The sequence below is a fragment of the Bacteroides sp. UBA939 genome (genome assembly GCF_002293435.1).
GTDB lineage: Bacteria > Bacteroidota > Bacteroidia > Bacteroidales > Bacteroidaceae > Bacteroides.
The window spans coordinates 1-17,287 of sequence record NZ_DBDF01000184.1 but is presented as its reverse complement, the minus strand read 5'-3'; the positions used below and the strand labels follow the sequence as shown (position 1 = coordinate 17,287).

Annotated in this window: 16 protein-coding genes; 12 read left to right on the top strand and 4 right to left on the bottom strand. The window is 45.9% G+C overall.

Translation table 11 applies throughout. From position 1 onward, the window contains the following. Positions 1-213: 213 nt before the first annotated feature. The 7 genes from B2Z67_RS11850 to bioD all read left to right on the top strand — a co-directional run bounded on the left by B2Z67_RS11850 (position 214) and on the right by bioD (position 7,119). A complete protein-coding gene (locus B2Z67_RS11850) occupies positions 214-771 on the top strand; it encodes an NAD(P)H-dependent oxidoreductase (protein WP_291530041.1) in 558 nt (185 codons plus the stop codon). 215 nt (positions 772-986) lie between these two features. Continuing rightward, positions 987-1,358, top strand: a complete 372-nt coding sequence (locus tag B2Z67_RS11845; protein ID WP_291530040.1) for a hypothetical protein — start codon at positions 987-989, stop codon at positions 1,356-1,358. A 227-nt stretch (positions 1,359-1,585) separates the two neighbouring features. Continuing rightward, a complete protein-coding gene (bioA, locus tag B2Z67_RS11840; RefSeq protein WP_291530039.1) occupies positions 1,586-3,844 on the top strand; it encodes an adenosylmethionine--8-amino-7-oxononanoate transaminase in 2,259 nt (752 codons plus the stop codon). Continuing rightward, the gene (locus tag B2Z67_RS11835) at positions 3,841-4,995 is read left to right on the top strand and encodes an 8-amino-7-oxononanoate synthase (protein WP_291530038.1); all 1,155 of its coding nucleotides are present in this window, start codon (positions 3,841-3,843) and stop codon (positions 4,993-4,995) included. The genes bioA and B2Z67_RS11835 overlap by 4 nt, the downstream gene beginning before the upstream one ends. A 17-nt stretch (positions 4,996-5,012) precedes the next feature. Beyond that, positions 5,013-5,711 (top strand): alpha/beta fold hydrolase, encoded by a 699-nt coding sequence (locus B2Z67_RS11830; RefSeq protein WP_291530037.1) that lies wholly within the window; start codon positions 5,013-5,015, stop codon positions 5,709-5,711. Then, entirely contained in the window at positions 5,696-6,466 is a 771-nt protein-coding gene (gene bioC / locus B2Z67_RS11825; RefSeq protein ID WP_291530036.1) for a malonyl-ACP O-methyltransferase BioC, read from the top strand. Before B2Z67_RS11830 ends, bioC begins: the two co-directional genes overlap by 16 nt. A 5-nt stretch (positions 6,467-6,471) precedes the next feature. Continuing rightward, positions 6,472-7,119, top strand: a complete 648-nt coding sequence (bioD, locus tag B2Z67_RS11820; protein ID WP_291530035.1) for a dethiobiotin synthase — start codon at positions 6,472-6,474, stop codon at positions 7,117-7,119. A 123-nt stretch (positions 7,120-7,242) separates the two neighbouring features. Here the strand turns inward: bioD and B2Z67_RS11815 are convergent, their stop codons facing one another. From B2Z67_RS11815 to B2Z67_RS11805, 3 genes are all read right to left on the bottom strand, one after another. Beyond that, the gene (locus tag B2Z67_RS11815; protein ID WP_291530034.1) at positions 7,243-7,557 is read right to left on the bottom strand and encodes a heavy-metal-associated domain-containing protein; all 315 of its coding nucleotides are present in this window, start codon (positions 7,555-7,557) and stop codon (positions 7,243-7,245) included. Positions 7,558-7,571: 14 nt separating this feature from the next. Next, on the bottom strand, positions 7,572-9,785 hold the full coding sequence (locus B2Z67_RS11810) for a TonB-dependent receptor (RefSeq protein WP_291530033.1): 2,214 nt from the start codon (positions 9,783-9,785) through the stop codon (positions 7,572-7,574). A 122-nt stretch (positions 9,786-9,907) separates the two neighbouring features. Further along, entirely contained in the window at positions 9,908-10,333 is a 426-nt protein-coding gene (locus tag B2Z67_RS11805) for a hypothetical protein (protein ID WP_291530032.1), read from the bottom strand. Positions 10,334-10,472: 139 nt separating this feature from the next. Between B2Z67_RS11805 and B2Z67_RS11800 the strand changes: the two genes are divergently transcribed. From B2Z67_RS11800 to B2Z67_RS11780, 5 genes are all read left to right on the top strand, one after another. After that, the gene (locus tag B2Z67_RS11800; protein WP_291530031.1) at positions 10,473-11,321 is read left to right on the top strand and encodes a DUF3298 and DUF4163 domain-containing protein; all 849 of its coding nucleotides are present in this window, start codon (positions 10,473-10,475) and stop codon (positions 11,319-11,321) included. Positions 11,322-11,334: 13 nt separating this feature from the next. Continuing rightward, complete coding sequence (gene rsmG / locus B2Z67_RS11795) at positions 11,335-11,955, top strand: 16S rRNA (guanine(527)-N(7))-methyltransferase RsmG (protein WP_291530030.1); 621 nt, start codon at positions 11,335-11,337, stop codon at positions 11,953-11,955. A gap of 36 nt (positions 11,956-11,991) precedes the next feature. Beyond that, positions 11,992-12,630: an MBL fold metallo-hydrolase gene (locus tag B2Z67_RS11790; protein ID WP_291530029.1), complete on the top strand. Its 639-nt coding sequence runs from the start codon at positions 11,992-11,994 to the stop codon at positions 12,628-12,630. 247 nt (positions 12,631-12,877) lie between these two features. Continuing rightward, complete coding sequence (gene gcvP / locus B2Z67_RS11785) at positions 12,878-15,727, top strand: aminomethyl-transferring glycine dehydrogenase (RefSeq protein WP_291530028.1); 2,850 nt, start codon at positions 12,878-12,880, stop codon at positions 15,725-15,727. A gap of 135 nt (positions 15,728-15,862) precedes the next feature. Beyond that, positions 15,863-16,561, top strand: a complete 699-nt coding sequence (locus tag B2Z67_RS11780) for an epoxyqueuosine reductase (protein ID WP_291530027.1) — start codon at positions 15,863-15,865, stop codon at positions 16,559-16,561. Positions 16,562-16,704: 143 nt separating this feature from the next. Here B2Z67_RS11780 and B2Z67_RS11775 read toward each other — a convergent pair whose 3' ends face one another. Further along, positions 16,705-17,133: an HU family DNA-binding protein gene (locus B2Z67_RS11775; protein WP_291530042.1), complete on the bottom strand. Its 429-nt coding sequence runs from the start codon at positions 17,131-17,133 to the stop codon at positions 16,705-16,707. Positions 17,134-17,287 lie beyond the last annotated feature (154 nt).

Genomic DNA, 17,287 nt, shown 5'->3' with positions numbered 1-17,287 from the left:
CAGACAAGATGCGAAACTTCAATACCTAATCTGCGTTATCTGCGAAATCTGCGGATGAAGAATATCTTTCTGAGAGTGTACTTTATGGTTGATACAGTTGATAAACGTTTTTTTAATATTTACTAAATTTAAATAATAAATTTTTATTTACCAAACAATTTATTACTTTTGCTCATTATTATAATTATTCATTAACAATACCAAGAAAGCATTATGGATAGAGATCTAAAAAAAGTCGTGGTTCTATTAGCACACCCTAATATGAAAGATTCACGAGCCAACAAAGAATTGCTGAATGCAATAAGGGATATGGGCGAAGTAGCCGTATTCAATTTATATGAAATGCAAAGTGAGGATGTATTCAACATCGAAGTGTGGAATAGAGTTGTTTCCCATGCAAAGGCTGTGGTGCTTCAATTCCCATTTCATTGGATGTCGGCGCCTTCTTTACTAAAGAAATGGCAGGATGAGATATTCATTCAATTAGCCAAGACTCCGGCAGTGGCAGGTAAGCCATTGTTGGTAGCTACTACCACCGGTTCGGACTTTGACTCATATCGAAGTGGCGGCAGAAACTGTTTCACAGTAGATGAATTACTGCGCCCCTACCAGGTAAGCGCTATACATTCAGGAATGCTATGGCAGACACCTTTCGTTGTATATGGCATAGGTTCCTCGAAAACAGAAAAGAATATTGCCGAAGGAGTAGATTTATATAAAAAGAGAATTGCCGCCTTTATTGGAGAAGACCAAACTGAGGATAGTTGGTAACGATATATAAAGCGCATGTTCATAATATTATTACCGGATACGCTTGCAATTCGTGATTTTTATGTAAGTTTGCGCCCGATAAATAATAGAGTTTTCAGAATTCTATTGTTCAACGTATATGTATGCGTGTACATATACAAGAAGATACGCGTACATATATAAAAACAAATATATAAGAAGACTAATATACGGACAGGTATTAAATCAATAGCGACGTGAAGAAAAAACAACTTGGCAGAATGACTATTCGTTTCCGGAAATGGAGCCGGAAAGCTTATGCTGTTTTTGCCAGCATAGGGCGGAATGTCACTATTGGTTGTTTACCCAAAAGTGTAGCGGACAGTTCACTGTCCAAGCAAAAATCCGGAACAGCAGCAGGTTGCAAAAGCAGTGGAGCAAACAACTGTGGAGCAAACGACGGAAAAAGCCGGGACACGGATATTGGTATATCATCGAGCGATGAAAGTGGAGCAGATAAACTGCTTATTCTTTTTAATTTGAGAAGAATACGGCCGGTATTGTGTCCGGTAAGCTCCAACCCGGCAAGGGAAAAAGAGACAGATATCACAATAAATAAGAGCGGATAAAGATGACGCGAGCGATACAAGGCTGATGAACAGCATTTGTATTGTTCGCGTCAGTTGCGTTATATACTGAAGTAATGAATTCTTTTCTCACCTACCACCCCGCCCTCTGGGCACCCCTCCTCCCAAGAGGAGGGGAACGTACCTTAGTAAAAGAAATCTAATAATCTGTCAGAGAAGCTAATTGAAATCGTTCAGTAACATATAATATACATAAATCATTCAAGAATATGACAGTAGAAGAATTAAAAAACAAAGTACTGCAAAACATTTCTATCACGCAGACAGAGGCAGAATGGTTGGCTACACAGCCCGACAAGGAAGCCCTTTATGAAGCTGCACACGAGATTACTATGGCACGGGCATCGCAAGAATTTGACATGTGCTCCATTATAAACGCCAAATCAGGGCGTTGCTCCGAGAACTGTAAATGGTGCGCACAATCGGCACATTACCAGACGAAAGCAGATATATACGACCTCGTAGACAAGGAAGAGTGCTTGCGGCACGCACAACATAACGAGTCGCAAGGCGTAGCGCGGTTTTCATTAGTGACAAGCGGGCGAAAACCTTCAGGCAAGAATATGCAGAAACTATGCGAAGCAGCGCAATACATGAGACAGAAAAGCTCCATTCAGCTTTGCGCTTCACTCGGGTTGCTGAACGAAGAAGAGTTGCGCGCATTACGCGCAGCCGGCATAACGCGTTATCATTGCAATCTGGAAACCGCCCCCAGTTATTTCCCAACCCTGTGCAGTACGCACACGCAAGAAGAAAAACTACGTACACTGGCGGCAGCCCGGCGGGCAGGGATGGACATTTGCTGCGGCGGCATCATCGGCATGGGCGAAAGCGCCATGCAACGGATTGAATTCGCTTTCACACTGAAAAATCTGGAAGTACCCTCCATACCACTTAACCTGTTGCAGCCTATCCCGGGAACCCCATTGGAAAACCAGGCTTCGCTAACGGAAGAAGAAGTACTGACTACCATCGCCTTATTCCGTTTCATCAATCCCACTGCATATCTACGCTTTGCCGGAGGACGTTCGCAACTCTCCAAAGACGGAGTGCGGAAATCGCTGTACATCGGCGTAAACTCCGCCATTGTAGGAGATTTGCTGACAACACTTGGGTCAAAAGTTTCCGAGGACAAGGTATTGATAGAAGAAGCGGGATACCGGTTCAGCGACTCACAGTTCGACAGGGAGCACCTGTGGCATCCTTATACATCGACAACAAACCCGCTTCCGGTATATAAAGTGAAACGGGGAGACGGGGCCACTATTACACTGGAAAGCGGACAAACGCTTATCGAAGGCATGTCGTCGTGGTGGTGCATGGTGCACGGATACAATCATCCGGCACTGAACCAAGCCGCACAGGAGCAAATCACCAAAATGTCCCATGTCATGTTTGGGGGGCTAACACACGACCCGGCAATCGAGTTAGGCAAACTGCTCTTACCGCTGATTCCACCGTCCATGCAGAAGATATTTTATGCGGATTCCGGTTCGGTAGCCGTAGAGGTAGCCATGAAGATGGCCGTGCAGTACTGGTATGCGCAAAGCCAATCGTCCTCGTCGGAGGCGCATCTTGCCGGGAAAAGGAATTTCATCACCATCCGGCACGGGTATCATGGCGACACCTGGAATGCAATGTCCGTATGCGACCCTGTGACCGGAATGCACTCTTTATTCGGAGACGCACTGCCGGTGCGGTATTTCGTTCCTTCACCACGCTCGCGTTTTGGCGGAGAATGGAATGCGGAGGACGCGCAACATCTGCGGAATGCGGTCAAGGAGCATCACGAAGAGATAGCTGCCCTTATCCTGGAACCAATAGTACAGGGTGCAGGCGGAATGTGGTTTTATCATCCTCAATACTTACGGGAGGCAGCACGAATCTGTGAAGAATACAACATACTGCTCATTTTTGATGAAATAGCAACCGGATTCGGGCGTACGGGCAAGCTTTTTGCCTGGGAACATGCGGGAGTGGAACCGGACATTATGTGTACAGGTAAGTCCCTGACCGGCGGATACATGACGTTATCAGCCGTGCTGACTACCAATAAAGTAGCAGACACTATCTCCTGTTATCCGCCCGAGGCATTCATGCACGGCCCCACATTCATGGGAAATCCATTGGCATGTGCGGTAGCGTGCGCATCCATACGGTTGCTGACCTCTCCCGAATATAACTGGAAAGAGAAAGTCGGCCGCATCGAAACCCAACTGAATCGCGAGCTTAGTCCGGCGCGTAATCTGCCGCAAGTAGCCGACGTAAGAGTGTTGGGAGCCATCGGAGTAGTCGAGGTGCGCAATCCGGTAAACATGGCATGGATGCAACGCCGGTTTGTGGAAGAAGGCATCTGGGTACGCCCATTCGGGAAGTTGGTATATATCATGCCCCCCTTCATCATTGAACCGGAGCAACTGACGAAACTGACCACCGGATTACTTAAAATCATAGAGGAAATACAATGAACACGATAGAGCAAATGCAACTGAAATTGCAGGAGTTGGAAGAACGCAGCAACCAGCGAACTCTGCCTGCTTTGATACACGAGGGACGGAATGTCGTTGCCGGCGGCCGACGGATGCTTAATCTTTCATCCAATGATTACCTGGGACTGGCATCCGACCGGAAGTTGCGGGAAGAGTTTCTGGGTGGATTATCGGCAGACAGTTTCTTGCCTACTTCTTCCTCTTCCCGGCTGCTGACGGGGAACTTCACAATCTACGAAGAATTGGAATGTACGCTCGCCCGGCTATTCAAAACCGAAGCGGCTTTGACATTCAACAGCGGTTATCACGCCAATACGGGAATTTTACCCGCAGTGAGCGACGCCCAAACATTGATACTGGCAGATAAGTTAGTTCACGCCAGCCTGATTGACGGTATCCGGCTTTCATCGGCGCATTGCATCCGTTACCGGCACAACGATGTCCAACAACTGGCACGCTTAATAGCCGAGAATCATGCACACTACCGGCAAATAATCATCGTTACCGAAAGCATTTTCAGCATGGATGGAGATGCGGCCGACCTGGCGACGCTGGTTCAACTGAAACAAACCTATCACAATGTGTTGCTTTATGTGGACGAGGCGCATGCCTTTGGCGTACGGGGCGCACAAGGATTGGGTTGTGCGGAAGAAGCCGGATGCATACAGGACATAGATTTCCTGGTAGGGACTTTCGGCAAGGCGGCGGCATCTGCCGGAGCGTACATCGCCTGCCGGAGCACCGTGAAAGAGTATTTGGTAAACCGTATGCGCACATTCATATTTACCACAGCCCTGCCACCGCTGAACGTAGCGTGGACGTTATTCATCGTTCAACGGTTGTCCACGCTCCAAAAGCAAAGAAAGCATTTGGAGCACATCAGCCGGATGCTGCGTGAGTCGCTGACGGAAAAAGGACACGCCTGTCCCAGCACCAGCCACATAGTCCCCATGATTGTGGGAAACAGCGCCGACACCCTGCTGCGGGCTAAGGAACTCCAACAACATGGATTCTATGCCTTGCCCGTGCGCCCGCCCACAGTACCGGAAGGGACATCGCGCATCCGCTTCTCGCTGACAGCGGAAATAAAAGAAGAAGAGATAAGGGAGTTGATAAGATTGATTGTATAGAATGAAACAAGGAAATAATGAAACAAGTATATATTATACAAGAGAATAACCCGCGGTTGTTGCTATTCTTCGCCGGATGGGGAGCGGACGAAACACCATTTAAAGAGTATCGTCCGGAAGAAAGCGACTATATGATATGCTATGATTACCGTACCTTGGACTTTGATGCTTCACTACTGGACGGGTATCGGGAAATACATGTCGTAGGATGGTCTATGGGAGTATGGGCGGCAACCCGGATAATGGCCCGACTGCAAGAAACAAAGCCATCCCTCGCCATCCGAAGCAGCATCGCCATCAACGGCACCCCCTACCCTATTGATGAAAGGCTCGGCATTCCACCCGCCACTTATCATGGAACGTTAGAAGGGCTGACAGGCGCTTCGTTGCATAAATTCCTGAGACGAATGTGTAGCAACGGAGACGCATTCAAAGAGTTTCTGAAAATCACCCCCAGGCGACCGCCGGAAGAATTAAAAGAAGAGTTAATCGAAATAGAGCGCAGGTATCTTTCTCAACCGCCCGTTCTTTTTCACTGGCAACAAGCTATAGTGGGAAGTAATGACCGTATTATCCCCCCTGCCAATCAGCTAAATGCCTGGCGCAATGAGGAAGAGGCAAACCGGAAGCAAACCGTAGTGCATTACACGGAGCACGCCCATTATCAGGTTGAATTGTTCCTCCACTATTTACAAGAGGCATGGATAAGAAACTGATAGCGGAACGGTTTGCCCGCGCACGGGATACATACTCCCGCGAAGCGCGCGTACAGCAACAAGTGGCAGAGAAAATGATGGGCTTATTAATGAAGCATACTGCTTTGGATAAGTTTCGGCGGATTGTGGAATTCGGATGCGGAACGGGAAGCTACTCACGGATATTGAAGCATAGGTTGAAGCCGGAATATCTGCTTCTGAATGACCTTTGCGAAGAAATGAAGGAGTGCCTGGGGGATTTGGAAATACATACCGGAGAGAACGAAATTCAATTCCTGCCCGGTGATGCGGAAGAAATGGACTTTCCTGCAGGAACGGATTTGATAACTTCCTGCTCAACCTTGCAATGGTTCACCGACCCGGAGAAGTTCTTCGCTCATTGCCATAGCTTCCTGGCTGATGGCGGGTATCTTGCTTTCAGTACTTTCGGGTTGGAGAACATGCATCAGATTCGTACATTGACCGGGCATGGGTTGGACTATTTCCCGGTAGAAACATTAAAAACATGGCTTGCTCCTTATTTTGAAATAATCTATATGGAAGAAGAGATTATTACCCTCCCCTTCTCAACTCCACTCGAAGTACTCCGGCATCTGAAACAGACAGGGGTGACAGGTACGGAGAAAAAAATGTGGACGCGTGGACGTTTGCAGGCTTTCAATAATCAATATACCGAATTATTTAGCATGGATGATGGGAACGTTACGCTGACTTATCATCCGATTTACATCATTGTCCAAAAGAAAAACAGATAGTAGAAATGGAAAATAACATTTATTTCATCAGTGGCATCGACACAGATGCCGGGAAGTCTTATTGCACCGCTTTCCTGGCACGCCGGCTTATCTGTAACGGGAAACGCGTTATCACGCAAAAATTCATTCAGACAGGTAATACGGGATACTCCGAAGATATTGATTTGCATCGCCGCCTGATGGGTATGCCCGCAACCGAGGAAGACCGCGCCGGGCTGACTATGCCCGAAATATTCTCGTATCCTTGCTCCCCGCATTTGGCTTCACGCATAGATAATCGCCCTATTGACTTCGACAAAATAGAACGGGCTACCCGGGAACTTGCCCTCCGCTACGATATTGTCCTGGTAGAGGGTGCAGGAGGATTAATGGTTCCTCTCACCGAAAACTATCTGACGATTGATTACATTGCCGGAAAGCAATATCCGCTTGTATTTGTGACTTCAGGGAAATTGGGAAGCATCAATCATACGTTGCTGAGCCTTGAGGCAATCAGGCACCGGGGCATCCTGCTGCATACAGTATTGTATAATCTCTATCCTACTGTTGAGGATACTACCATACAGGAAGATACTCAGCAATACATCAAAAGGTATCTGGGTAAGCACTTTCCGAAAGCCGGTTTTATGGTGGTTCCGGAAATAACGGGGTGAGCAATTGTATTATAAAAGGTATGCCCGCATCATGAATATTCAATACGGGCAATACCTGTTTTTTTCAGCCAAGTGTCTCGTCACGGTTCGTTTATGTTACGGACGACAATTATGACAGGATACTTACTTCTTTTTTTCTTCAGGCTTCACTTCTTTCACGAATTCCGCCTCATAGTCGAACTTCTTAAAACCGGCTTTCAGCTTGTTCACATCCGTCTTTTCGGCATCATAAGTGATGGTAACCATCTTTGTCTTCAGGTCTGTAGAGAACTCTTTCACGCCTTTCTCAAACCTGATATTATGATTTATTTTACGCACACAGTTCTCGCAACTCATTTGCGAAACCTTGAATACAGCCGTGCGAATGTCTTTCGCCATCACTGTTGCCACACTCAATAAAACAACTGCAAAGGCAGTTAATAATCTCTTTGTTTTCATAATTCTATCATTGTTTATAAATTAAATCTCAATCCTACATAAGCCTTCGCCCCGTGCATCGGCCCCCATATCATGGTAGCGTCAAAGTTCTCCCCCCACGGATTAGAAGCATCAATTATCGGATTCTTTTGTTTGAAATCCGTAAGGTTCTCGCCACCAACATAAACAGACCAATGACGGAAATAGCGAGTGACCTGTGCACTTAGCTGCCGGAAACTGCCGTAACGCCGGCTCCACGAAAGACTACCGTCGGCAAGCGCATAGGGTTCGGGCATCCTTCCCCCTCCATCTTGTTGCAACGTTGCATCAAACTGCCATATACCTAAAGGGGTTTGGTAAGAAGCAGTCAGCATACCTTTATATCTTCCGGTCAGTGGTTTCTCCGACAACTTACCGTTATAGGTTACTTTTACGTCCATCAAACGATAGGCAGCCGTCAGCGTGAAGCCTTTGAAGAACGGATAACTTGCCTCTGCTTGAAAAACATGAGAATATGAGCGTCCGTCCAAGTTATAAAAAGCTACCTCGTGCGGATTACTATCCATATCTACAACCACTTGTTTCAGGAAATTGGTATAGTAATACTCCACATTCACATTCAATGTTTTACCGAAAAGAGGAAGATAAGTCGCCACACTTGCACCGTAATTCCATGCCTCTTCCTGTTCAGGATCAGGAGTAATTCTTACTTTACGACTGCTCGCCAAAAGATAATTATTCTCCGCCAATATATAGCTACTCCGGTATCCTTTGCCGGCAGACAGACGGAACTGAATGTATTCATTCGGATTATACTTAATATGGATGCGAGGAGTAACGAAGAAACCATACTTACAGCTGTAATCGCCACGAATACCTGCCATCAGCTTAAGTTGGTCGTTCATATTAAACGTATATTGCACGTATGCGCCGGGGACAGATTCTTTCACAAAATCTTTCGTAAGACCTGCATCCGTCTGATTAGACAGCCGGTAGCGCTGGTTGTAGCCGTCATAATTGAAACTCAATCCTGTAGAAAGGCTGTGTTGCTTAGTAAATTCCGTCTCGAAAAGCAAAGAAGCGTAAAAGTTACTTTGGTCTACATTGTATAACTTATGCCCATAAGTGGCATCTTGATTGTGTAATACGCCCTGTAAAATCAATGCCAAGTTGGTGTTTTTCTCCCTATCAAATATATAAGCGTTTTTGGTAAATGCTTCATAACGATTGGTCTTGACACCTACATTGTACAGCTCGCCTGCAGAAGTGGCTCCGTGCCCGTGCGTCACCTGACCGCTATTGCGGGTTTCGTGCAAAGCTTTTATACCTGCCTGAAACACATAACGGTCGCCCATATACGCCCAACGATTCCAAAAATTGTATTGCTCTACACGGGGAATATCCGCAAAACCGTCGTGGTTGGAGTCGTGGGACTTTGTTTCATTTTCATAATGCGCCAGTAACGAGGTACTCCAACGTTTGGACAAATTCACAGTTGCATCGGCATTAGCCTCATACCGGTTTGTGCTGGCAGCAAAAAGATTGGCGGATACCCGGTCAGCCTCAGGCAAGTGCGGTTTCTTGAACTCTACATTGATTTGTCCGGTTATGGATTCATATCCGTTTTTCACGGATGAACTGCCTTTACTAACCTGAATGCTCTGCATCCACGGACCGGGCACATAGCCCAAACTGTAAGGAGCGGCAGCACCACGGAAGTTCGGTATGTTTTCTGTCAACATCTGCACATACATACCGGACAAGCCCAGCAGTTTAATCTGCTTAGCTCCGGTTGCGGCATCTGAGTAGCTTACATCTACCGATGGGTTTGTAACAAAACTCTCACCCAGGTTACAGCATGCGGCACGTGTCAGTTCGGCACTGCTTATCATATCTTCATTTATAACACTTCCACGCAGCTTCATCGTGCCCAATTTACGGCTTGTCACGTTCACTTCACTCAGTTCCATACCTTCATGAAGTACAACATCCAGCTTTTGGTCACTCTTGTCTACATGTATCGTATCGTTTTCAAAACCGACAAAACTAATCACGAGTATATGGTTACGAGCCGGCTTTTGAATGGAAAAGTTACCGTCTTCGCCGGTGGTCACCCCGTCGGTGGTATCCATCCAAAAGACATTGGCGCCCGGGACAGGTTCACCGGCAGCATCCTTTACAACACCTGTTATTTGTGCCTGTATGAACTGAAATGAGAAAAGAAAAACTAATAAGAATATATGTTTCATATATCTGAATTCATTAATTATAAGTACAAAATACAATATATGCCGGGGATTGTTCGCCCTCTACACGTATTGTAACGGCAATATCCTTTCTATACATCTTCAGAAAAAGATGTATTCTTGCACTAAATAATAAGAACAGAATATAGAGCCAGATACTGCCTCGAACTGTCGGGATGCGGAGGTATGAAATATGCAGCCTCTTTCAATTCACCAGCAGGCAAGGAGTATAGGAAGTCCGGCAACGCTTCACAGAGAAGCTGAATGACAGGTACGGTTATTACAGGGCTTTCGTTTGAATATCTCATCAAGTCTACTTTATAAAAAGTAGCCGTACATCCTTCGTATTTGCAGAATTTTTCCGGTTGATGAGAAAATTTATGGCATTTAGGAGATTTATGAGATTTATGGCATTTGGCACAGCCATCGGTACAACATGCCTGCGCCGTCTCGCAACGGGCACAACAATAGTGGACAATAGAGACTCCCGCCCCTGCATATACAATCGTCAGGGACAGCAAAATAACCAATATGTAATGAAGTCTCTTCATATCCGATACAAAGATAGTCAGATAAAAGTATTCGTTCCTATTATTTTTTCATTTTTTATATGTTGTATTCGTTTATATGTTCTATATTTGTCGATAATGAACAACTATTGAGATGTTGAATATAACGATAAAAAACTAAATGAAAAAGCAATATGTCAGCCTACTTGCCATTATGCTTACAGCAAGTGGCTTTTTGTTTTCTTGTGGTAACACAGTGAATAATAATACGGGAACTCTGGAGTTCGACAGTATCCAGGTAAATGAAACCGCCCATCTCTTTGAAGATACGGCTAAACCCGGCTGTAATATTATTATCAATTTCACTTATATCGGAAAGTCGTCCGATAACAAACTCAAAGACAGCCTGAATACCTTTTTTCAGTCTGCCTTCTTCGGGGAGAGATACATGAAACTGAAGCCCGAAGAAGCCATCACAACCTATAAAGAGAAATATATCAAAGATTATCTTAAGGATTTGGAACCGATGTATGCAAAAGATGAGGCTGAACAAGAAGGCTCATCTGCAATGAACACCTGGTACTCATATTATAAAAGTATCGAAAGCCGGATACAGTTTTATAAGAAAAACCTGCTGGTTTACCGTATCGACTACAACGAATATACCGGAGGGGCGCATGGAATTTACAAGTCTACCTTCTTCAACATAGATTTGCGTACCTTACGTCCGATACGTTTGGAAGAAATTTTTGTGGCGGACTATGCGGAAGCGCTCACTAACTTGTTATGGACTCAATTGATGGCGGATAATAAAGTCAATACACGTCAGGAACTGGAAGATATGGGATACGCCAGCACCGGCGACTTGGAACCGATTGAGAATTTCTATCTCGATGAAAACGGTATCACTTTCTACTATAATATCTACGAAATAGTTCCTTATGTTATGGGACCCGTAACAATCACTTTACCTTATAATATGATATCCCATCTGCTTAGTGACAATACGGGAATAATAACTGATCTGTAATTTATTGATTGTCATGGAAATCATTCTAAAGTATTTTCCCAACCTCACGGAGGTGCAGAAACAACAATTTGCCACCCTCTATGAACTCTATACCGACTGGAATACAAAAATAAACGTCATATCGCGCAAAGACATAGAAAACTTGTATGAACACCATGTACTTCATTCATTGGGTATCGCCAAAATCATAAATTTCACAAAAGGCACCCGCATTATGGACTTAGGAACAGGCGGCGGTTTTCCGGGTATTCCCCTCGCCATCCTTTTTCCTGAAGTGAAGTTCCATCTTGTAGACAGCATAGGCAAAAAAGTACGCGTCGCCACAGAAGTTGCAAACAGCATCGGACTGGGCAACGTCACATTTCGCCATGCCCGCGCCGAAGAGGAAAAGCAAGTATTCGACTTTGTTGTAAGTCGCGCCGTTATGCCGCTTGCCGATTTACTGAAAATTATCCGTAAGAATATCGCCGCCGGACAACAAAATGCCTTGCCCAACGGACTGATTTGCCTGAAAGGCGGTGAATTGGAATACGAAGCCATGCCTTTCAAACATAAAACCGTTATGTATGACTTGAAAGACTACTTCGATGAAGAGTTCTTCAAAACAAAAAAGGTAGTATATGTAAGATTATAATAAATAAGTGGTAGCTACTACTTTAAAAAGGAATTTATGAAAATAAAAAGATTTGAGTTTAATATGTTCCCCGTGAACTGTTACGTTCTGTGGGATGATACCCTTGAGGCTGCCGTGATAGACCCCGGTTGCTTTTATGAGGAAGAAAAGCAAGTATTAAAGAACTTTATTCTTAAAAACGGGCTGGATGTAAAGCATCTCCTGAATACACATTTGCATCTGGATCATATCTTTGGAAACACATTCATGATGAAGGAATTCGGTTTGCAAGTAGAGGCGAACCAAGCTGATGAGTTCTGGATTGACGAAGCTCCCAAACAAAGCCGTATGTTTGGTTTCCAATGGAACGATGAACCGGCGCCGCTGGGGCACTATCTGTACGACGGTGACATCATCAGTTTCGGCAATACAAAACTGGAAGCCATCCATGTACCCGGGCACTCACCCGGAAGCTTGGTATATTATTGTGCCGCAGACAACTGCATGTTCTCCGGTGATGTACTCTTCCAAGGTAGCATCGGACGTGCCGACTTATCCGGAGGAAACTTCGACGAACTGAAAGAACATATTTGCAGCCGGTTGTTTGTACTGCCCAACGAGACAATTGTCTACCCGGGACACGGTGTGCCAACCACTATTGGGCTTGAGAAAGCAGAAAATCCTTTTTTCAGATAAAAGACTGAAATATAACAAGTTATTTATGTTGTTGACTAACAAAAGCGCCCCACTTGAGGATATTTCAAAAGATTAAGCTTATCATCTTTCATCCGCAGATGACACAGATTACGCGGATTTATTTAAAACCTAATCTGTGTTATCTGTGTCATCTGCGGATGAAAAGTGTTTTTTTATAGTTAGTTTATACGAATAACTTGAGAAACTTAAATAATAAAAACAATCAACTTAAATATATATTATTGATATGAAAAGCGACTTATTAACTTACCGCCACACCGGCATCAGTAAAAAAGACGAAGAGCAAATGCTCCGTAAAATCGGAGTCGGCAGTCTGGACGAACTCATTGAAAAGACCATCCCTGCAAACATTCGTCTGAAAGAACCCTTGGCATTGCCCGAACCGATGACAGAATACGAATTCGGACAGCACATAGCCCGGTTGGCATCCAAAAACAAACTTTACACAACGTATATCGGCCTCGGCTGGTACAACACCATCACCCCTGCCGTTATCCAACGCAATGTATTCGAAAACCCGGTATGGTACACCTCTTATACACCCTACCAAGCCGAAGTGTCACAAGGACGCCTCGAAGCATTGATGAACTTCCAGACAGCCGTCTGCGACCTGACAGGTATGCCGCTCGCCAACTGTTCCCTACTGGACGAAGCTACCGCCGCCGCCGAAGCTGTTACCATGATGTATGCCCTGCGTCCGCGCGATATGCAGAAGTCGGGTGCAAACGTGGTATTCGTAGACGAAAACATCTTCCCGCAGACATTAGCAGTAATAACCACGCGCGCCATACCGCAAGGCATACAGATACGCACCGGCAAGTACAATGAACTGGAACTGACCTCCGATATCTTTGCCTGCATATTGCAATACCCCAACGCAAGTGGAAACGTGGAAGATTACCGCAGCTTTGTGGAAAAAGCACATGCCGCCAATTGCAAGGTAGCCGTTGCCGCCGATATCCTGAGCCTCGCCCTGCTTACCCCTCCGGGAGAATGGGGAGCCGACATCGTATTCGGAACTACACAACGCCTCGGCACTCCAATGTTCTACGGAGGTCCTTCTGCCGGATACTTTGCCACGCGCGACGAGTACAAACGCAACATGCCGGGACGCATCATTGGCTGGTCTAAAGACAAATACGGAAAGTCGTGCTACCGTATGGCTCTGCAAACGCGTGAGCAGCATATCAAACGGGAAAAGGCTACTTCAAATATCTGTACCGCACAGGCTTTGCTTGCCACTATGGCCGGATTCTATGCTGTGTATCACGGAGCGGAAGGCATCCTCAACATTGCCGAACGTATCCATAGCATCGCCGTATATCTGGAAGCAACCATCAATAATCTGGGCTACAAGCAGATAAACACACAGTATTTCGACACCTTGCGTTTTGCCTTACCCGATACTGTTTCTTCTCAGGAGATACGTACCATTGCCTTGAGCAAGGAAGTCAACTTGCGCTATTTCAAGAATGGAGACGTAGGTATGAGTCTGGACGAGACAACGAATATTGCCGCAGTCAACGCGTTAGTATCCATCTTTGCTATTGCCGCAGGAAAAGACTATGCAAAAGTGAACGATATACCTGTGAACAGCATTATCAATGAGGAGCTGAAACGCCGGAGCACCTATCTGACGCACGAGGTATTCAATAAATATCATACGGAAACGGAAATGATGCGTTATATCAAACGCCTCGACCGCAAGGATATCTCCCTTGCCCACTCCATGATTTCTCTCGGTTCCTGCACCATGAAACTGAATGCTGCGGCAGAAATGTTGCCTCTCAGCAGTCCGGAATTTATGTGCATGCACCCGCTTGTTCCCGAAGACCAGGCAGAAGGCTACCGTGAATTGATACATAACCTCAGCGAGGAACTGAAAACAATTACCGGATTCGCAGGTGTCAGTCTGCAACCTAACTCCGGTGCGGCAGGTGAGTATGCGGGACTTCGTGTTATCCGCGCCTATCTGGAAAGCACCGGTCAGGGACACCGCAACAAAGTCCTGATTCCTGCTTCAGCCCACGGCACAAATCCGGCGTCTGCCATCCAGGCTGGTTTTACCACCGTGACTTGCGCCTGCGACAACCAGGGCAATGTGGATATGGACGACCTGCGCACCAAGGCAGAAGAAAACAAGGACGACCTTGCCGCACTGATGATTACCTATCCTTCCACGCACGGCATCTTTGAAACGGAAATCGTAGAAATCTGCAACATCATCCACTCCTGCGGCGCGCAAGTATATATGGATGGCGCCAACATGAATGCTCAGGTAGGTCTGACCAACCCCGGATTTATCGGTGCTGATGTATGCCACCTGAATCTGCACAAGACATTTGCATCGCCCCACGGCGGCGGTGGACCGGGCGTAGGCCCTATCTGCGTAGCGGAACATCTGGTGCCATTCCTGCCGGGACATCCGATGTTCGACAATTCTGCCAATACCGTATCCGCCGCTCCGTTCGGCAGTGCCGGCATCTTGCCCATCACTTACGGCTACATCCGCATGATGGGAACCGAAGGACTGACACGTGCAACGAAAATCGCTATCCTCAGTGCCAATTACCTGGCGGCTTGTCTGAAAGATACCTATGGCATCGTATATCGTGGCGCCACCGGTTTCGTAGGGCATGAAATGATTCTGGAATGTCGCAAGGTGCACGAAGAAACAGGCATCAGCGAAAATGACATTGCCAAACGATTGATGGACTATGGTTACCATGCTCCTACCCTCTCCTTCCCCGTTCATGGCACGCTGATGATAGAGCCGACGGAAAGCGAGAGCCTTACCGAGCTGGATAACTTCGTGAACGTAATGCTGACTATCTGGGAGGAAATTCAGGAAGTAAAAGAAGGAAAGGCAGACAAGCAGGACAACGTGCTGGTCAATGCCCCGCATCCCGAATATGAAGTTGTAGCCGATAATTGGGAGCACAGCTATACGCGCGAAAAGGCTGCTTATCCTATCCAAAGTGTACGCGAAAACAAATTCTGGGTAAACGTAGCCCGTGTGGACAATACGTTGGGCGACCGCAAGCTGTTGCCTACGTGCTACGGATGCTTTGAATAGGTAAATTCCCAGTATAAACCTTGTAGAAAACAGGTTTTCATGGGAAACTTCCGGAGTGAAACCGGTAGCGTCCGATATAGAGGGTATCTCAGTATACGATTGAGATACCCTTTTTTGGTTACTTATCAGAACAAAATGATTATATCCAACGAAACTATCACGAACGAATTGAAGCAACATGGAATAGAGTTTATCTATTTCGTTGATATCTCCGACTTAGCGCAAAAGCAAAATCGGGGATTTTCGTCTGCGGTGCTGTTTGGCGTAAAATGCACTCCTGAGTATCTGAAAAGGGTTAGAGACAACCCCAACTATGTTCCCGAAATGATTGCCCGAAACTATTTCGACGATGACGAGCATTACTGTTTTGAAATGGAAATGTATCGCATATCCGACCTCGTTGCCCAATTTATTGAGGAGAACGGGTATAACGCTTATTCACTTTCGGATGACAACCAGATTGCAACAAATAATTTTGAGGGCACACAATCGGCACTTCCGCTGAAAACATTAGCCACCTATGCAGGGCTGGGTTGGATTGGCAAAAACAATCTGTTGGTAAACAAAGAATATGGTTGCAGTCAGGTATGGGGCGGCATACTGACTGATGCTCCGGTCGATACGATATCGCAGGCTATACCTGCGGTTCAGTGCGGAAGTTGCAGGGTATGTCTGGATGTTTGCCAACCCGGAGCGCTGAAAGGAAGAACCTGGCAAGCAGGTATTCCCCGTGAGGAAATGGTGGATGTTGAGAAATGTACCACTTGCCTGAAATGTATGGTACATTGTCCGTGGACGCAGAAGTATATGAGTTTTAGCATCCGTAGTGATTAAAATTCATTCGGTTTAATCATGAAATTTTAATCGTATTTAAAATAATTCGTGTTATTTCCAAAATAAATAAGCAATACCGGCACTTATTTTCCATTTTGCATAACCAATCCGCCGGCTACAATCTCATTTTGCATGACCAAAGCCTACAACTCATCCGCATCTATCCACTCCAGGTCCGAGTCTATAAGTGTTCGTTCCGTCACCTGTCCGCGATTTCCCCGGGTATATTCAGGGATGAAGCGTACTTTTACGGCGCCAATTTGCCCCGGGTTTACTTCTTCGGGGGTATCCACGCCTTTCCCAACGGACTGACAGGTGTAATACAACGTCCCCACACCCTTTAACTGTACCGACCGCCCCTGGCTCATCATCTTTGCCAGCACAGGGCCAAGATTTACGAGCACGGCATACGTGTCACCCGGACTCACGGTGGACATCTCCGACAATCGCCGTGCCACATCATCCGTTGTATAAGGACGCCCTTTTGTAACCGCTCTGGGATGCCATTTTCCTTCACGCTTCTCTTTTTTATAAAATGCCATTTTCTGTTTCCTCCTTTTATTATTTGTTATCTACACTGATATTATCTGTCATCCATGCTGATACCGGGAGTGTGTCTGTTTGACTACCGGATTGAATTAGGAATCATACGTAATGATTGTAGGAATCATACCCAATGATTGTACCAATCATACCCAATGATTGTAAGCATTCGGCTTAGTGCAT

Excerpts from the sequence above, each read along its gene's own strand:
- B2Z67_RS11800 (WP_291530031.1), top strand. The coding sequence starts at position 10,473 with ATGAAAAAGCAATATGTCAGCCTACTTGCCATTATGCTTACAGCAAGT.
- B2Z67_RS11835 (WP_291530038.1), top strand. The coding sequence starts at position 3,841 with ATGAACACGATAGAGCAAATGCAACTGAAATTGCAGGAGTTGGAAGAA.
- bioC (WP_291530036.1), top strand. The coding sequence starts at position 5,696 with ATGGATAAGAAACTGATAGCGGAACGGTTTGCCCGCGCACGGGATACA.
- B2Z67_RS11810 (WP_291530033.1), bottom strand. The coding sequence starts at position 9,785 with ATGAAACATATATTCTTATTAGTTTTTCTTTTCTCATTTCAGTTCATA.
- gcvP (WP_291530028.1), top strand. The coding sequence starts at position 12,878 with ATGAAAAGCGACTTATTAACTTACCGCCACACCGGCATCAGTAAAAAA.
- bioD (WP_291530035.1), top strand. The coding sequence starts at position 6,472 with ATGGAAAATAACATTTATTTCATCAGTGGCATCGACACAGATGCCGGG.
- B2Z67_RS11830 (WP_291530037.1), top strand. The coding sequence starts at position 5,013 with ATGAAACAAGTATATATTATACAAGAGAATAACCCGCGGTTGTTGCTA.
- B2Z67_RS11850 (WP_291530041.1), top strand. The coding sequence starts at position 214 with ATGGATAGAGATCTAAAAAAAGTCGTGGTTCTATTAGCACACCCTAAT.
- B2Z67_RS11780 (WP_291530027.1), top strand. The coding sequence starts at position 15,863 with ATGATTATATCCAACGAAACTATCACGAACGAATTGAAGCAACATGGA.
- bioA (WP_291530039.1), top strand. The coding sequence starts at position 1,586 with ATGACAGTAGAAGAATTAAAAAACAAAGTACTGCAAAACATTTCTATC.
- B2Z67_RS11815 (WP_291530034.1), bottom strand. The coding sequence starts at position 7,557 with ATGAAAACAAAGAGATTATTAACTGCCTTTGCAGTTGTTTTATTGAGT.
- rsmG (WP_291530030.1), top strand. The coding sequence starts at position 11,335 with ATGGAAATCATTCTAAAGTATTTTCCCAACCTCACGGAGGTGCAGAAA.
- B2Z67_RS11790 (WP_291530029.1), top strand. The coding sequence starts at position 11,992 with ATGAAAATAAAAAGATTTGAGTTTAATATGTTCCCCGTGAACTGTTAC.
- B2Z67_RS11805 (WP_291530032.1), bottom strand. The coding sequence starts at position 10,333 with ATGAAGAGACTTCATTACATATTGGTTATTTTGCTGTCCCTGACGATT.